Origin of the sequence: Cohnella thailandensis (assembly GCF_014212135.1) — a bacterium.
GTDB classification, from domain to species: Bacteria; Bacillota; Bacilli; order Paenibacillales; family Paenibacillaceae; genus Cohnella; species Cohnella thailandensis.
On sequence record NZ_JACJVQ010000008.1, the window covers coordinates 398,735 to 415,658 of the forward strand.

At 56.6% G+C, this 16,924-nt stretch carries 8 protein-coding genes; 2 read left to right on the forward strand and 6 right to left on the reverse strand.

Features of this window, described 5'->3' with window-relative positions; translation table 11 throughout:
* Window positions 1-242: 242 nt before the first annotated feature.
* From H7B67_RS13110 to H7B67_RS13125, 4 genes are all read right to left on the reverse strand, one after another.
* A complete protein-coding gene (locus H7B67_RS13110; RefSeq protein ID WP_185120266.1) occupies window positions 243-2,573 on the reverse strand; it encodes a helix-turn-helix domain-containing protein in 2,331 nt (776 codons plus the stop codon).
* A 449-nt stretch (window positions 2,574-3,022) separates the two neighbouring features.
* Window positions 3,023-4,522 carry an alpha/beta hydrolase family protein gene (locus tag H7B67_RS13115; protein ID WP_185120267.1) on the reverse strand — a complete coding sequence of 500 codons (1,500 nt, stop codon included), beginning with the start codon at window positions 4,520-4,522 and terminating at the stop codon, window positions 3,023-3,025.
* Window positions 4,523-4,677: 155 nt separating this feature from the next.
* Window positions 4,678-5,262, reverse strand: a complete 585-nt coding sequence (locus H7B67_RS13120; protein WP_185120268.1) for a YdeI/OmpD-associated family protein — start codon at window positions 5,260-5,262, stop codon at window positions 4,678-4,680.
* A gap of 225 nt (window positions 5,263-5,487) precedes the next feature.
* A complete protein-coding gene (locus tag H7B67_RS13125) occupies window positions 5,488-8,445 on the reverse strand; it encodes a family 78 glycoside hydrolase catalytic domain (RefSeq protein ID WP_185120269.1) in 2,958 nt (985 codons plus the stop codon).
* 175 nt (window positions 8,446-8,620) lie between these two features.
* On the opposite strand from H7B67_RS13125, the gene H7B67_RS13130 reads away from it, so the two are divergent.
* A complete protein-coding gene (locus H7B67_RS13130; protein WP_185120270.1) occupies window positions 8,621-9,523 on the forward strand; it encodes an AraC family transcriptional regulator in 903 nt (300 codons plus the stop codon).
* Here H7B67_RS13130 and H7B67_RS13135 read toward each other — a convergent pair.
* The gene (locus tag H7B67_RS13135; protein ID WP_185120271.1) at window positions 9,520-10,911 is read right to left on the reverse strand and encodes an MFS transporter; all 1,392 of its coding nucleotides are present in this window, start codon (window positions 10,909-10,911) and stop codon (window positions 9,520-9,522) included. The genes H7B67_RS13130 and H7B67_RS13135 overlap by 4 nt on opposite strands.
* A 145-nt stretch (window positions 10,912-11,056) precedes the next feature.
* On the opposite strand from H7B67_RS13135, the gene H7B67_RS13140 reads away from it, so the two are divergent.
* Window positions 11,057-11,902 (forward strand): helix-turn-helix transcriptional regulator, encoded by an 846-nt coding sequence (locus tag H7B67_RS13140; protein WP_185120272.1) that lies wholly within the window; start codon window positions 11,057-11,059, stop codon window positions 11,900-11,902.
* A 259-nt stretch (window positions 11,903-12,161) separates the two neighbouring features.
* On the opposite strand, the gene H7B67_RS13145 is transcribed toward H7B67_RS13140, so the two are convergent.
* On the reverse strand, window positions 12,162-16,742 hold the full coding sequence (locus tag H7B67_RS13145) for a cadherin-like beta sandwich domain-containing protein (protein WP_185120273.1): 4,581 nt from the start codon (window positions 16,740-16,742) through the stop codon (window positions 12,162-12,164).
* Window positions 16,743-16,924: the final 182 nt, after the last annotated feature.

Genomic DNA, 16,924 nt, shown 5'->3' on the forward strand with positions numbered 1-16,924 from the left:
CTACTCCTTCCTCTGTCTGAAGTTCACGGCCCGATTGGAACGGACTCGGCCCGCTCAATCGCATCATAAGCGACCCGGAATGTTACAAGATAGTATCGATTCGGATGCGGAGGCGCCTATATCGCCATGTTGCAAATCGACTTCGCCGCCCCGCCGCCGAATCAAATCGGATACACGGAACAAACCGAACTAAAAAAAGAGACAGCCATCGCTAGAACGATGAAGCATGTCTCTTATGTCTATCAAACGGATCGCTGTCGACTCTCCCTATATTGGCCAGGCGTCATGCCTTCCGTCTTTTTGAACACGCGCATAAAGTTAATTCGTTGGTACCCGATCATCTCCGAGATGGTGCTTATCGGCAAATCGGTGTTTAGAAGCAAGTCCTTGGACTGTTCGATCCGGTGCTTCGTCACATATTCAAGGAAAGACATCCCGGTTATTTTACGGAAATATCGGGTCAAATGCGCCTTGCTTACCTGACAATACTCTGCGCATTCTTCCAACGAAATGTCCCTGGCATATTCCCGGCGAATAAAACTTATCGCTTGGTCTACCATCTCGGAATAGTCGCGTTGATTCAGTTGAAGGACATTATCGGTTATCGGTTGAATGTAATGCTTGATGAACCACTCGTTCAAATCTTCAATGCTGCTTCTGCTTTGAATGATCGTATAGGGCTCGTGACCTTCCAATAGCCCGGTTACGTCGATCTGGAGCGCATAAGCGGTTCGAAGCGTTGCTGCCAGCCATTGGTTATAGAAAGTTTGTACGCCGTCTGCCGATACGACATTCGCTTTCACATAGTTCGAGAAGTCGATTAGCATCCTGACCGCGTCTTCCTTACTCCCCAGTTTTAAAGCGCTCTCATATCGGGATTCCAATTCGATCGGGTAGCGTCCGCTGTATCCGGAAGGATCCGCATCGTATAACACCTGGTTGCGGCCATAAATAATTCTAGCCTCCAACGCGGCAATCGCACGCTCATACAGGACGGGTACCTCAGATGCTTGTTTGGCAATGCCGCCCAGACCTACGGTGACGGGCAATCGCAAATAGTTCTCGCATATGGCCCGCAGTTGCTCAGCCGCTTGTTCCATATCGCTTAATCGCAATTCATTGTTCTCTTCCGGTTCGGAGAGCCAAATCAGGACAGCCAACGTGTCATTCGGAAGATGCGCCGCTATACCGTTATAAGGACCTGTCTCCAGCAATTCATTGACAATATTTTTCATCGCGAACAAAATCAAATCTTTGTCGGTATGTTGAAATTTGCTAACGCCATGCTCAGACCGGTCGAACGTGGCGGTAAGTACGCAGGTACTGTTCATGAGCTTCAGTTCATAACGCTTCAGCAGCTCCTCCAGTTGTTCCGCATCATAGTGGTTAAGGTGCCCTTGCAGCAACTGCAGGGTAACCGTCTCGCGCAACATAGGAGCATGCCTGGTCAATCGGTCTTCAAGCTCCTTCGTGGTCATTTTCAATTCTTTGGTCTTGTTCTCGACCTCTTCCCAGCGCGTTAATGCATAACCGATGTCATCGCTTTCGACAACGCCGCTTTCTTCCCTTCTCATCAAGCCAAGAAGCCGTTTGAATGGCCGATAACTCCATACGCTTCCAAGCAAAGCGGCTACGGCAGCCAACAAGAGAAGAACGGCGATGATCGATAACGTCATGACCAGAATTCCTCGGGCTTCTTGATTAAGCTCTTTAACCGGAATGATGTCAAAGTAAGTCCAATGCGTGTAAGCGGAATGATACGCCGATACGAAATACTCGGTTCGATCATATACATATTCAAATTGATCGCGAACCCGGGAATCATCCCGGAGCTGCAGATCGAATTCCTTTGGAAAAGAAACGGCAGAGGTTGTGGCAATGCGATTTCCCGATTCGCTAAGGATGGTCATGAATTGTCCATCGTAAATCTCCGAAGCGACAATAGAATCTTTAATTGAGCGAGGATTGATCGTAGCAATCATCAAGCCGATCGGTTCTGAGTTGCTGGCATACGGAAACTTATTCAGAAGCGTAACTCCGCTGCGCGTCCCATAGGCCACGCGGTATGAAAAAACGCCATCGTACCATTTACTCTGCGTCTTTCCCCGCATCTGTAGTTCCAGCAGCTCCAAGTCGGGGATCATATCGGGCCGGTTAAGACCTTGATTCGGGGATATAAGGCCAACCCCTTTGATATAAAGCGAGAGGTCATCCAAGTACTTGTTGTTAACCAGGAAAGCGTTAAGCATAGGCAATACCTTGTTCGCAATTTCGACGGCATCCGGAGCTTCATCAAGATCATTACGATATTCCCGGGAGAAATAGGGGGTATCCAGAAGGGACATCACGTTGATTTGAATATCGTAAAGCTGTCGATCAATCGTATTCGAGACTTGCTTCAAATAGATGGTATCCGCTTTATTCGCCTGGTCGCGTACCACCCGAGTCGTATACGCGTTGCTGAACAATCCTAGAATGAGCAGCACGCTGACTGCAATCGAGAAGGAGGTAAGAAAAATTCGATTGAACATACGCCGCTTCTTGTGATTACCGTACTTTCGGATGAAATTCATTGTAGGCTGCTCCCTGAGCGCTCGACTTTAATTTACCAGACCGCTGCCTTCGTGAGGCTGACACCGTGGTTGGTACGGTTATAATGAGGAATCCCGGCAACTAATAGTTAACGCCATGCTAACCGATTTGAATTTCCGTTTCAATAGATTAGCCGTAACATTTAAGAAGAGACATTTCCTTACGGGAGCTTCTCGCGGATCTAGGCGCGTTCGGGCAGAGACAGCTCTCGGGTACGAATTTTGGACAAGAACTTGCATGGTTAAAACAAAAAAGCCGCGGCTATTCGCGGCTTCTTATGCATGGTCTCGATATTCTGGGTGGCAACGCCGCCTTCGAATGTATGGTGACGAGATTGAACGTCAACATCGATAAAACGGCGCCAACCATTGTTTTCTCGGGAGAGGAGAGGTCCTCTATCGTTCAGCGGGTGGGTAGCCAGCTCCGCCCTTTATAGCGAAGTTACGAACTTCACCTCCGGAAAGCGGGTATCCGGTCCTTCCAATAAGCTACCGCCCTGATTTTTCAGATGCCTATCGAAGAAGTCCAGCATATAGGCATTGATAACGGAGTTCGCTCTTTCGGGCGCAATCGTTCCTGTAATGCCCAGCATGTTGAAAATCGGAGAAACGAACTGGACGTCGGCAAAATTCAAATGCTCCGTATTATCGATATAGAGGACTTGTCCCCCTGCGGCGACCGATTCGCGCATCCGTTCAAGCTCCAGCTTTTTATCTTCCGTTACTTGATCCTCCCACTCTCTCGTCGAGCCCATACGGTTAAGCTCTGCATCCGTGTAGACCCGGTTATCCATCACCCTCTTTAATTTTTCGAAATAGCTTTCCGAGTTGATGAACAAAACCGGCTTTCGCAGCCCCTCTCTGTCACGCATTCGATAAAGCCCTCCATCCAGGTCGATTCCAACCGCGATTCGCGGATCGTAAGCAGCGTCATAGGCCGTCGCTCCGCCGATGGAATGGCCGAACACCCCGATATGACCGAGATCCATCCTCCCTTTGAGAGGACTTGGAATCCGCCCCGATTGGATGAGCTCGAATTGGTCCAGCGTAAACGTCACATCGTCGGTTAAAACTTTTCCCAATTTGTCGCGGCTTTCTCTACTCGTCCGGTAATCGTCGTCGGGAGAGAATAAGTCGTTGGTTGTGCCGGTCGCGATTCGACCGTCCGGAAACTCGGTTGCGAATGTATTGTAGGTGTGGTCGATCACGGCCACGATATATCCGTGACTCGCGAGATTCTCGGCTTGCGACGTGTGGAGGAACCTGGAAGAGCCGTTGCCGGGATTGGCAAGGATCAGCGGGTATGAAGTCTTTGCCGAAGAGACTTCGGCCCCCGAATAAGCATGACTGGATACGTACTTCAAGTGTTGAAGAGTAAACCCGGGAAGGCCATAGTCCGCGGCCATATAACGTAAAATCCGGGTATCGGGAACAAAGGGAGCGTACTTGCCGGTGCCGGCTTGAGCCGGATACCATACCTGAACCATCAATTCTCTCTTGCTATCAATGGCTTCATCGAAAATCTCTTCCCTATTCGTATCCACGAGATGGAAAGTTTGCGTTCCTACCTTAAATTCGCCTGTCGGTTCAGGTAGTTTAAATACGGGAAAAGCATACATGAGACCCGCTGTTACGACCAGCATGATCGCGATTGCGGTATAAGCAGAACCCGACAGGAAGCGCGGGATTTTTTTGGGGCTTTCTTTTCTAAAATAGCGATAACCTGAAAGGGCTAAATATAGGATCGTTATGCAATATGGGAAAATCAGCTGAAGTCTGTATCCTTCCACCGTCCAATGAATGACCAGCAAAAGCGTGGCGATCCCGCTGGCAACGAATACCGGTATTCTGCGCCGTCCCTTTGATAAAAGGACTGTTAATGTAAACAAGCCGATGTCCGACAAAAAAAGCAGCACTTCAAACAGCCTCATTTCGATTCTCCTTTAAATAAATTCCATTCCTTTCGCTAGTTCAGTATAAAGACGGTTTCCGAATCCAAAATATATCAGTAGTTAAATGAAAAAGGCAGCCGCGCTTGTTGGCCGGCTGCCGTCGTGCATTTTAGTTCAAAATCGATAGGGACTGATTAGGGATAGATTTTTTCGCCTTTTTCAAGCATCTCTACAAACTGTTGAATTCGTTTCGCCCGGGTTTCTTGCTTCTTGGCGTTATGGATTCTGAACAGGATTGCATATTTATTTTGGCTATTCAACGTATCATAAAATGCCTTCGCTTTGACATTACGCTCAAGTTCGATTGCCAAATCCTCAGGCATAGAAGCGATACTTTGCGATTCGTAGGCCTTATCCCATTGTCCATTCTTTTTGGCAACTTCAATCGCTTTGAACCCAGAGGGCTTCATTCTTCCATTTGCAATGAGAAGCTCTGCTTTGTCTTTATTTACTTTCGACCAGATGCTGTTAGCCCTGCGCGGAGTAAATCGTTGAATCCACATTTTTTCATCGAACTTTTCCTTCTGGCTGTCAACCCATCCGTAACACAATGCACTCTCAAGGGCTTCATCGTAGGATACGGTAACCACGCCGGAATTTTTTTTCGAGATTTGCAGCCGGATTCCCGGTGAAGTGTCATGATGGTTCTCAAGCCAATTCTCGAGAGATTGCTGTTCGCCAAAAAACATAATCGGTAATTCATTGGACTTATTGGTCACTCGAATCGCCTCCTACTTGTAGTGTACTTCAATATAGTCGACAGATACAGTCGGGGATAGTCTAGCTTTGCTTGAGCCGCGGAGCGAGTAAATCTGTTGAACAATACGGTTCTGGGCTGCATCGATTAGAATCAAGTATTCTCCGACTTGGAGTCAAGAGCGACGAGTAAAAAAACCGCGGCAGTCCGGGACGGTATTGCCCCATCCCAGACTGCCGCGGTTTGGTTATCGCGTTTCCAGCAATCTCATATCGGCCGAGCAGCCATCCGGGGCGATAAGCTCGACTTCGACTCCCTTGGGCGCCCGGACCTCGAGGTCGAATACTCGTCCCCCTTCCCGTTCGACGATTCGCCAGGACACGTCGATCCGGCCTCCGTCCGGCAGCGGCACCGCGCCGCGCGCCCACTTCAGGTCGCCCGGCTGCGGAGCGACCTTGACGCTCTTCCAGCCGTCGGAAGCCCTGCGGACTCCCAGCACGACGGCGCCCAGGAAGTACCCCGGGGCGGCGGACCAGGCATGGCAATGGCTGCGGGTGAGCATCTTCGGATTCGGGCGGTTCTCCTTGAAGTTGGGGTACATCTCCCAGCAAGCGGTCGCCTCGTATTCGATCATTTGGCCGTAATTGGCGCGCATGTCGTCCAGCATGATGTCGTAGCGGCCTAGAGAAGCAAGCGCCTCGTAATAGAAGAACGCCATGAACGGGCTGCCGATCTGCACGAACGAGGCGGGCGGCTCGATCAGATAGCCGGCGATCCGGTCCTTGCGCTCCCCTTCGGCGACGCCGTTCAGGTAAGCGACGACCTGCGTCTGGATGCTGAAGACATCCGACCTTCTGCCGTCCGCGTGAATGCAGTCGAGATAGGCTTGCCGCTCGTCGGACCAGAGGTGCTCGTTGATCGCCTCGACGAGCGAATCGGCCGCCTTCGCGAAGACGGCGCCCTCTTCGGCGGCTCCGGCCAGCTCCGCCAGCTTCGCCGCGTCGCGAAGCGTTCTGGCAAGGATCGCGTTCTGATGCGTGACGACGCCGTTGCGGGGCTGATCGATAGGCGCCCAGTCGAGCAGGTTCCAGCCTCTTATGAAGAACAGTCCGCGATCGTCGATTTTCCGCAAATAGTGCTCCAAGGTGAACCGGATCTTCGGCCACATCCTCTTCGCGAACGACCGGTCGCCGGCATGCTCCGCGAATTCCCGGCACGCGATCGCCCAGAAGAAGGTCCAGTTGGGAATGACGCTGCTCCAGCCGCTCGGAACCTGATCGGCATAAAGAGGCGTCTGCCAGGCCGATCCGGGAACCAGCTCCAGGCATCTTCTCACGATGTCCGTCGCGCCGAATACGTAGTAGTTGACCAGCGCCTCGTTGCGGCTGTCGCCGACCCAGAACGCCTGCTCGTAAGCCGGGCAATCCACGAACGTGTCCTCCATGCACAGGCGGGTCGTATGCTTGCTGATCTCCCAAATATCGTTAAGCAGCGGATCCGAGCTGTGGAACCGGCCGATCTCGGCCACCGGATAATTGCTCTGGGCGATCTGCACGCCGAACAGCCGCACCGGGCGGGACGCGTTCCGAACCGTCACCATGAGATAACGCAGGCCGCGCCGGACCGGGGATTCGTAGCTCTGCCGGCCTTCCTTGCAGACGTAGCGGAGCGTGTTATCCAGAATGTACGTATCCTGGCGCCACCCGTCCCGCATATACTCGAAGCCGTAGAAGTCGAGGACGGTTCCCGCCGGGGCGTCCGCCTCGAACCGGAGATAGCCCGACCATTCCTTGCCGAAGTCCAGGATCAGCTCCGTGTCCGCGCCTTCGAATAAAGGAAGGACCGCGGGAGTCCGGTTCGCCATGCAGACCGCCTGCACGTCCATCGGGATCGGGAGGCTCTCTTCCGTCCTCCTCCAAACGCTCTTGGCGAAGACCGATTCGCGCGCCGTCAGCTCGGCCGGGAATGGCTTGATCCATTTCTCGTAGGCTGCCAGCTCCGAGGGCGAGGAGACGGCTCGGAAGCTTCCGTATATCCCGAAGTGTTCGAAGGCTTGCTCGTCCAGAGGCTTATCTCCGCCGAAGCCTTCGTAATCCGCCAGCGGCGAGTCCGATTCCTCATGGTCGATCGGCACTCTCGCGGCGAAAGGCCCGATCAGCGCGAACGGGGCTTCGCTGCCGGATTCGCCGCCAAGCGGGGAGACAAGCTCGAACGGCGCCTCGCTGTCGATCCCGAAGTGCAGGCCGGTCCCATGATCGGTTCCCGCCAAGTCCAGCGCCAGCAGGTTGTCTCCGCGGCGAAGCCGCAGGCGCTGATACCGTTCCGGCCGTTCGCCTTCCATGTCGTTCGCGGAATAGTAGGTTCCGTTAACGGCGATGCCCCGAAGCGCATCGAATCCGCTTAAGAAGCCGACGGTCGCTTCCGCGTCTTCGCTTAAGCGGACAATAACGGCCGCATACCCGACGAACGACACGCGATTGGCATGCCGGATGCTGTCCGGATCCATGGCGTTGCGGATGTCGAGCGCGGTCGTCCAGGAGACGGCCTCCACCCGCTTCAGCGATTCCGCTCGCACCGGCCAGACCGTCTCTTCGGTCAGCGGAGGGATCGCGCTCGGCTTCAGGGACGGCCACGGCTCGTCTCCCGGCCGCCCGACCGTTCTTGCGTTCTCCCATTCCGGCAAATCGGACTCCCCCCCGGTCCACCCATCGTCCCATAAGCCGGCGTCCACGCTCTCGGAGAACCCCAGTTGGCAAGACATGCGGGGAGAGCGGCGGTCGTACCCCTTATGCGAAGCGGTTCGCCACGACTCGTCCGTTCCGAGAACGAAGGATGCTCCCGCGTTCGTCTCGGCCTCCAGCTGGGCGAGAAGCCCGCCCTTGCCGAGCAGATACTGGAACGTGGACAATCCGTAACTGATGACCAGCACGGCTATCGTGTTCGTTCCTTGGCGAAGCAGATGGCCGACCTCATGAACGTTGTAGCTCTGCTCGGAAGGCCAGGAGCGTACCGGGCCTCTTCCGCTAAGAATCCCGTTCACGTACAGAACGTACCGGGAATCCGCCGTGATCGAGATTCGGGCTTCCTGTACTCCTTGGTCCGGCAGCTCGAACGAGCGCCGGAAGCATCTCCATTCGTTGCGCGGACGGTCCTCTTCGCCGCCCCATATCCACTGCGCCTGCCACGCGATCCCGCCAGCATCCATCTTAAGTCGACTCCTTCTTCGGGGTATTTTCCTCTCTATTCTACTCTTCGGCGGACGTCGTCCTTTAGGGTTGAATCGGACACATGATGCGGTGGAATCGGACAAAATAAATGGATAGATGCCGGTTAATAGACTATGATGAAAAGAAAAGCACTCGAGAAGGAGGCTGTCGTTCTTGACCGTCCATCGGCCTATCTGGCTAACGCCCGGCTCCCTGTTCTTTACGCCGGAGCTGCCCATCTGCGTCAATCGGGCGGAGGAATCGTTCCAGCTTCAGGAGCATGCCCACGACTTTATCGAGATCTGCATCGTCGCGGAAGGAGACGGCGAGCACTATATCGGCGGCACCCATTTCAAAGTGGCCAAGGGGGATCTCTTCTACATCCCCGTCGGCGTGTCCCACGTGTTCCGCCCCCGCGCCGCCTCGCCGAAAGGACGCTTGTCCGTATACAATTGCATCTTTACGAGAGAGTACTTGGAAGGCGCCTTCGGAGCTTTTCCTCTGGAGCCGGACATTCCGTCCTTCTACGAAGAGCTGGAACGGCAAGGCCGCTGGCTCGCCGTTCGCGATTCGAACGGAGAAGCCGGAAGGCTTCTGCAGCGCCTATACTTGGAATCGAGCGAGCGGACGACGGGCTATTCCGCCCTGCTGCATTCGGGGTTGATCGAGCTCTTGGTGTTGCTCCGCCGGCTCGATCGCGTCCGGTCCGCAGCACCCTTCCCGACCGGCGGAAGCGGAATTCGGGAGCTGCTTGAGCGAATCGAGCGGGATTGCGCGGGAGGCGTTCGTGCCGGAGAGTTAGCCGCGGAGATGGGCATCAGCGTCCGGCAGCTGCAGCGAACGGTGCGCGGCGCTTCGGGAATGTCTCTGACCGAATACGTGCAGAACGCCCGAATCAAGGAATGCTGCCGGCTGCTTGGAGAAACCTCGGATAAGATCGGCTCCATCGCGGCCGCCGTCGGGTATCAGGACCTTAAATTTTTTAACCGCCTGTTCAAGGAGAGAACCGGAATGACGCCTTCGGAGTACCGCGAACGGTCCCGTCCCTCTTCCGGGGCAACCGGCAGGGCGCTTTAGTTCTTCTTGCCGGGAATAAAAGCAAACGAAAGCAGGCTGCCGCCGAATAAAAGAACGGTCACGACGAGAAGCGACGCCCTCATTCCTCCCATAAAAGAAGCGCTGCCGCTCAGAATCGAGCCGAGGATGGCGACGCCGAGCGTCGCGCCGAGCTGCCGGCTGGCGTTCAGGGCGCCCGAGGCGGTGCCGGTCTGTTCCTTGGGAACGGACGCGAGCACGGCGGCCATCAAGGAAGGGATCGTCAAGGACACCCCGAACCCGATGAGCAGCAAGCCGGCGAAGGCAGAAGCGGGGCCCGTCTCCTCCGGCCAGGCTTGCGCCAAGGCTCCGATTCCCGCCAGCGCGAAGCCCGCCGTCATCGGGAGCCTGGCCCCGATCCGGCCGACGAGCCTGCCGGTGAGGATCGGATTGAAGGCGAGCGGAATCATCATCGGAAGCAGAGCCAGGCCGGCCGAATGGGCCGACAGCCCGCGGAACTGCTGGTCATACAACGGCAGCAGGAAGAGAATGCCCGACAAGCCGACGTTAATGGCCATTCCGGCCAGCATTCCCGCCGATACCGCCCGATTCCGGAACATGGCTAGCGGCAGCAGCGGATCCTTGGCCTTGGTTTCGAGAATCGCGAACAGGATGGCGCCGGCCAAAGCAGCTCCGAACGAGGCGAGAATCGCGGGCGAGCTCCATCCGTACGTCTCCCCTTCCATAAGGGCGAAGGAGACGGCGGCAATAGCCGCGAGGGCCGTAAGCTGGCCGCCCGCGTCGAAGCTCCGATTCGGCCGGCGATCGGTCTCGCCGATGAGCCGCGAGGTTGCGACCAAGCTGACGAGAGCCAGCGGGACGTTCAGAAGGAAAATGCTGCGCCAGCCGATCGAATCGACCAAGAAGCCTCCGACGACGGGCCCGGCCGCCATCGCGATGCCCGTCACTGCCGCCCAGATGCCGAGAGCCCGGGCACGCTCCGCCGGATCCGGGAAGGCGCGGGCTATCAAGGCGAGCGACGCCGGAGTCAAGGCCGCGCCCCCCGCCCCGAGAACGGCTCGCAGCGAGATCAGAATCCCGAGCGAAGGAGCGGCGGCCATCAGAGCCGATGCGATCAGAAACAAAACCAAACCGATAAGATAAACCCTCTTTGCCCCCCACTTGTCCGCCAAGGCGCCCATCGACAGAAGCAGCGCCGCGAACACGATCGTGTAGGCGTTGACTACCCATTGCAGGCCGTTTACCCCTCCTCCCAGATCGTCGCGAATGGCGGGAAGCGCCACGCTCACGATCGTCGTATCCAATAACACCATAAAGTACCCGATCGAAATTCCGAGAAGCAGCAACGATTTGGCTAATCGTCTTGCTCCTCTATCGGACTGGATAGAAACAGCTTTGTTCAAGTTCATTCCCCTTTGCAACGTGGATGATAAAATCGCTTGCGCCCCAAGGGGAAGTGTATAATGGATAATAACCGAGAATAAGCGGAGAGTTTATCCTAGGAGTTCTTCTCCTAGTTTAAGAGAAGATCGATCGAGGGAGCCGATGGAAGGAATGGAAGCATCGTCGAAGGAACGTCTGCAGGAGCTGGCTCAATTCCTGCGAACGCGAAGAGCGAGGATTCGGCCCGAACAGGCGGGGCTGCCGGGCGATGGCCGAAGACGCACGCCGGGGCTAAGGCGAGGGGAAGTCGCGATGCTGGCGGGCATTAGCGCGGATTGGTACACGTGGCTGGAGCAAGCGCGGCCGATCCAAGTGTCCGCCCAGGTGCTGGAGAGCCTCTCCCGGGCCCTGGAGCTCGATTCGGACGAGCGCAAGCACTTGTTCCTTCTGGCCCTTCAGCAGCTGCCCGCCGATTCGGCTTTGCCGGAGAACTCCGTTCCTCCTCTGCTGCAAGCCTTCCTAGACGGACAAGGAACGAATCCGGCCTACGTCACCGATCCGCGCTTGAATATCGTAGCCTGGAACAAGGCGGCCTCTACGATTTATGGGGACTATGAGCGAATGTCTCCACGAGAGCGCAACAGCCTCTGGCGGACGTTCACGTCGCCTTACGTGCGCGAGATGCTTCGGGAGAATTGGGAGAATCACGCCCGGCACCGTCTGGCTCATTTTCGGGCGAACTACGGCCAATTCCCCGGCGACCCCTGGTGGATGGAGCTCATCGGAGACTTGAGCCGGGCCAGCGCGGAGTTCCGCGAATGGTGGCCGATGCACGATGTCCTGAATGGTCCCGAGGGCCGGAAAATCAATCACCATCCGACGGCCGGCCGGCTTGTGTTCGACCAAATCTCGTTCCTCGTCTCCGACGCTCCCCACCTTACCGTGACGATCAACCTTCCGGCGAACGAGGACGACACGCCCTCCAAGCTTGCCCGGCTTCTGTCGGGGGAAGCTTAAAAAAATCCCTCCGCAGAAGATTCTCTACGGAGGGATTTCTTCGGGCTGTCGAGAAACCCGTTCTCTAGTTTTCAAAATTCGAGCCCTGTATTTCCCGTTGGCAGGCCGAGATAGTCTCATTCGAGACGATCTCCTCACCCTCGCCGGTTCAGCGTCAGGATAAAGTGAATAGATGCACAAAAATACCTAAATAGAAATCGCAATGTTACGGGCACGCCTAATGTCTGATAGACACTTTATCAACAGCCTGAAGAAATGGTTATCTCAGCCGGAGAAGAGCGACCGTTGCTTCAGCTCTTGTCATCCAGGCATCCGGAGCGAATCGGTTGCCGGAGCGCCCGACCAGCACGCCCTGCTGGACTGCCGAATGAATAAAGCCTTTCGCCCAGGTTGGAAGATCGGCATCGTCGGCGAAGGAGGTTTGGGTTCCGCTCGGCTCCCACTTCGCGGCTTTGGCGATCATCGCTGCCACCTCGGCTCTGCTAATCGACTGCTGCGGCCGAAGCGTTCCGTCCGAATAGCCATCCAGAATGCCCAGCTCTACTGCGGCGCTTATCGAACCTATTGCCCAGGAAGGGATTTTCGAGCTGTCGGCGAACAGCAGCTTATCCGTCTCCGAATCGGGAGATATGTCCAGCGTCCGCAGCAGCATGACTGCGAATTCCGCCCGCGTCACCAGCCCGTCAGGATGGAAACTCGCAGCAGAATCGCCTTCGACGATACCTTCCGCGGCCGCTTCGCATATCATTTGCTCTGCCCAGTGGCCTTTAATATCGGTTAATGCGCAAGGAGGACTCTCGGTCTCAGTCTCTGTCCCGGCGTTCGCCGACAAGCGGCTGATGGACAGGGTATAGGTCTTGATCGTGCCGTTCTCCGCTTTGACGGCGAGAACGAACGTATTCTCTCCTTCCTTCAGCATAACGGAAATCGAATCGGTGATTACCGTCCCCCCTATGGTTACCGTAGAGGAAGCACGATCGGCCCTGACTCGGATCTCCACCTGTTCCGATTCGGTTTCCGCTTTATATTGCACTAGACCTTTATTGAAGGAAGGCGTGATCCGAATCTCCCGGTCATCGCTACCCCACACGGAGAGCGACTGCAGATCGTTATTTCCGGATAAAAGAGGGACCTCGCCGGCATAGAAAGCCGCCCGTGTCACCGTTACCGTGTAGGTTTTCGTCGTGGTGCCGTCCTGCGCCGTTACGTGAACGTCGACGGTATTGGCGCCGACGTTCAGGTGGAGCGCACCGCTTGCGCTTCCGCTCGCGACCGCCTCATAGGCGTTGCCGTTGACCCGCACTTCGGCCGTCGCGCCGCTATCGGCTACCGTCGGCGTCACCGTCAACGTGGCGACGCCGTTCGCCACATTCGCCGTATAGCTCGCGGTCGCTGCCGCGAACGCGGGATCGAGCGTGCCGGCACTCAGCGCAATGTCGCTTAAATCCGCATTCCCGCTCGCCGCCCGTTCCACCGTTACCGTGTACGTTTTCATCGTGGTGCCGTCTTGTGCCGTCACTCGCACGTCGACGGTATTAGTGCCGACGTTCAGGTGGAGCGCACCGCTCGCGACCGACACATAAGCACCACCGTTAATCCGCACCTCGGCCGTCGCGCCGCTATCGGCTACAGTCGGTGTCACCGTCAGCGAAGAGACGCTGTTGACCACATTCGCCGCATAGCTTACGGTCCCCGGCGAGAACACGGAATCGAGCGTGCCGGCGCTCAGCGCAAGGTCGCTTAAATCCGCGTTTGCGCTCCCCGCCCGCGTCACCGTTACCGTGTAGGTTTTTGTCGTGGTGCCGTCCTGTGCCGTGACGCGAACGTCGACGGTATTGGCGCCGACGTTCAAGTTTAGCGTACTGCTCGCGATTCCGCTGGCGACCGACGCATAGGCTCCGCCGTTAATCCGCACCTCGGCCGTCGCGCCGCTATCGGCTACAGTCGGCGTAACCGTGAGCGAGGAGACGCCATTGGCTACATTCGCCGTATAGCTCACGGTCCCCGGCGCGAACGCGGAATCGAGCGTGCCGGCGCTCAGCGCTAGGTCGCTTAAATCCGCGTTTGCGCTCGCCGCCCGCGTCACCGTTACCGTGTAGGTTTTTGTCGTGGTGCCGTCCTGTGCCGTGACGCGAACGTCGACGGTATTGGCGCCGACGTTCAAGTTTAGCGTACTGCTCGCGATTCCGCTGGCGACCGACGCATAGGCTCCGCCGTTAATCCGCACCTCGGCCGTCGCGCCGCTATCGGCTACAGTCGGCGTAACCGTGAGCGAGGAGACGCCATTGGCTACATTCGCCGTATAGCTCACGGTCCCCGGCGCGAACGCGGGATCGAGCGTGCCGGCGCTCAGCTCCAGGCCGCTTAAATCCGCATTCGCGCTCGTCGCCCGCGTCACCGTTACCGTATACGTTTTCGTCGTGATGCCGTCCTGCGCCGTCACTCGTACGTCGACGATATTGGCGCCGACGTTCAGGTGGAGCGCACCGCTTGCGATTCCGCTCGCGACCGCCTCATAGGCGTCGCTGTTGACCCACACTTCAGTCGTCGCATCGCTGTCGGCCAAAGTCGGCGTCACCGTCAGCGAAGAGACGCTGTTGGATACATTCGCCGTATAGCTCACGGTCCCCGGCGAGAACGCGGGATCGAGCGTGCCGGCGCTCAGCTCCAGGCCGCTTAAATCCGCGTTTGCGCTCGCCGCCCGCGTTACCGTTACGGTGTAAGTTTTTGTCGTGGTGCCGTCCTGCGCCGTCACTCGTACGTCGATGGTATTGGCGCCGACGTTCAAGTTTAGCGTACTGCTCGCGATTCCGCTAGCTACCGACGCATAAGCACCACCGTTAATCCGCACCTCGGCCATCGCGCCGCTATCGGCTAGCGTCGGTGTCACCGTCAGCGAAGAGACGCCGTTCGCCACATTCGCTGCATAACCCATAGTCGCGGGCACGAATACGGGATCGAGCGTGCCGACACTCAGCGTCAGGTTGCTTAAATCCGCATTATCCGCTCTCGTTTTCGTTAACACGATAGTTAGAGCTGCGACAGCCGTCCGCGGCGACTCATTGTTCGCCGCATCGGTCGCGGTGATGACATACTTGTAAGTGCCGGGCGAGAGGTCTCCGATATCGGCGGGCGCGACGGAGCCGTCTGCCATGCTTGTCCCGAGCGCGATCGGAGATACGCTTAGCTCGCCCGCATCGACCGCGCCGTCGCCGTCGGCGTCGTCCCACGGATAAGCGCGGACGATCGCGCCGCTTTCGCCTACCGCGCCCGATCCCCCTGCCAGGCGGTCGGGCGTACCGCCGTAGTTGTCTTCTGCGGCAAACTTCGAGGCATCAACGATCGGCGCAGCCGTGTCCGGAACGGGATCGTCCTCCTGGATCGTGACGGTGGCGCTCGTCAGCGCGCCTAGTTCCGCTTCGTTCGTCGGATCGGAGATCGTGACGGTGAACGTTCGGTCCGCGGTACGTACGGAATTGTCGAGGAGCGGAATCGAATACGTCATCGAGGACATTCCCGGGCCGAACGCGATCGTATCTTCAACCGCCGCATAATCGATTCCGGCGGCGGCCGTACCGTCCGTGGTTCGAATTCGGACCTTCGTTTGTCCGTACGAGCTTTCGGTACGGTCGACGGTGATGACCGCGTTACCGGCATTTTCGGAGAAGGAATAAGTTGCGGCGCTCAAGGCGAGTTCCCCTTCGGCCCTGCTTATTCGCAATTGAAGATTTCTGGAGTTAGGGGAGTAGATAGCCAAATCCGATAGACCGTCATTATTCAAGTCGCCGGAACTAAGGTACCCATCAACCGGGTAGACGGCTCCCGCGCTAAAGCCCCCTAATCCATCTCCGGCGAGGATGGTAGTGGTGGTCCATTGGGCCATTACGGCGAGATCCAAATTGCCGTCGCCGTCATAATCCCCCATCTCGATATCTATCGGAGCGTTTCCGGTCGGATAGTGGTCGGCCGACTGAAAGGTGCCATCCCCATTGCCCAGGAGAACTGCAGCGCCGTCTGCGCCATTATCGGCCGTTGCCAAATCCGCCCACCCGTCTTTATTGAAATCGCCGGATACCATGGCGGTAGGGGTACTGATTCCACCATCCGCTCTCTTATCGTTTTCGAATTGGCTCCCCCTTCCCGCCTTGCTGTTCAATAGAATGCTGATGTCGGAACTGGGGTTGCCATCATTGGCAACGGCTATATCGGGAAAGTTATCCCGGTTAAAATCGGCTGTAATAACCCAGCTCGGATAAGCTCCGACGGGAAAGTCGACAGGAGCTTCGAAAGCTCCCGCCCCATCGCCGTAGAGAACGACGAGCCGGCTCGTATCATTCGCCGCGATGGCAAGGTCCACGTACCCGTCTTGATCCAGGTCTACCGCAGTAATTCCGTGCGGACCCGATCCCGGTCCTGTCATATAAGTGCCCGCGGAAACGAGATTGCTACCGTTGCCAAGTAAAATCGAAACATTATCGGAGTGATAATTACTGATCGCGACATCCGGATAACCGTCGCCGTTAAAATCGGCGACAGCGGCGCCTCTGGGAGAATCGCCGGCCGGATAAACCGTAGACGGCGTTGTCCGTAGCGTTCCATCGCCGTTGCCATACCAGACTTCTACCTCGTTAGTAGTGGAATTCGCCAGGATCGCGTCCTGGTTGCCATCCCCGTTCACGTCCGCGAAGGCAATATCGTTGATGTAACCCGGTAAAGAATAAGTCGGCGTTACGGTTTGGAACTTCGGCATGCTGGCAAGCGCGCTGAACGGAGAGACCGTCAATGCCATTACGAAGGAAAGGCAGAGGAGCACAAATGTCTTACTGCGTCGTCGGAACAAGGGGGAATCCTCCTTCTTAGCTATCCAATCATCTTCGCGGGAAAGCCGATCGAATCTATCGATTCCCGCCTCCCATTTTTTGCAATTATATCATCTAACTGATATCGGTTCCTAAGTATATTTTGAGATTTAAACAAAGATAAAGGCCGCCCGAAACGGGCAGCCTTCTCTATCTATCGGAA

What these genes read in the sequence shown, in the direction of transcription:
- H7B67_RS13110 (WP_185120266.1), bottom strand. Translation starts at nt 2,573, where the DNA reads ATGAATTTCATCCGAAAGTACGGTAATCACAAGAAGCGGCGTATGTTC.
- H7B67_RS13115 (WP_185120267.1), bottom strand. Translation starts at nt 4,522, where the DNA reads ATGAGGCTGTTTGAAGTGCTGCTTTTTTTGTCGGACATCGGCTTGTTT.
- H7B67_RS13125 (WP_185120269.1), bottom strand. Translation starts at nt 8,445, where the DNA reads ATGGATGCTGGCGGGATCGCGTGGCAGGCGCAGTGGATATGGGGCGGC.
- H7B67_RS13140 (WP_185120272.1), top strand. Translation starts at nt 11,057, where the DNA reads ATGGAAGCATCGTCGAAGGAACGTCTGCAGGAGCTGGCTCAATTCCTG.
- H7B67_RS13135 (WP_185120271.1), bottom strand. Translation starts at nt 10,911, where the DNA reads ATGAACTTGAACAAAGCTGTTTCTATCCAGTCCGATAGAGGAGCAAGA.